Raw genomic sequence first — 599 nt, forward strand, 5'->3', positions numbered from 1 at the left:
TTTTATATTGGTTTTGTATAATTTTGCCTGGAATATAAGAATATAACGTGATCTAATTTAAGTTAGTTCGCCCCCTTATTAAAGGATCCTGAATGCATACCGCCTTTTACAGTGAATCCTCTAATCTATCTGTACCGTTACATGATAACGGATCAGCCTTTAAACAGGCTTCAGTCAATCATTGCTTTACAGTAGATCAAACGAGTATAGCGGAAAATAAAGATGTTACTGTCCTCAAGTCTAGTGACAGTATTCCGATGTCCTCAAATATTTGTGTTGCCTTGACTGAGGAGCAACCCAATCAATTCACCTACGGCGCCATGTCCGGCCTGTGGTTTACTATGGCTCTCAATATTACGCATGTCGGCAGAAGGTTCGGCGGCCGGGAAGAACACTCCATCATAGCCCCTTATGATGTTTGTGTTGCCGGTGCTAATATGCCGATTGAAGTCAAAGTAGAAGCGCCGGTACAGGCTGTTCATATTTTTTTGAAACAGTCACTGGTAGAAGAAGTTAAAGCAGAACTTTATCATTCGAGTGAACGTCAGTTTGATACTCTGCCGATCTTTGCCAAGAGTGATACAAACTTAAGTATGCTG

General features: G+C 41.2%; 1 protein-coding gene. It reads left to right on the forward strand.

All coding sequences use genetic code 11. From position 1 onward, the window contains the following. Window positions 1-92: 92 nt before the first annotated feature. The coding region (locus tag HBA93_RS18015; RefSeq protein WP_221724207.1) for a hypothetical protein at window positions 93-599 on the forward strand (507 nt) is incomplete at its 3' end.

The organism is Ochrobactrum sp. SFR4 (genome assembly GCF_019730395.1).
GTDB lineage: Bacteria > Pseudomonadota > Alphaproteobacteria > Rhizobiales > Rhizobiaceae > Pseudochrobactrum.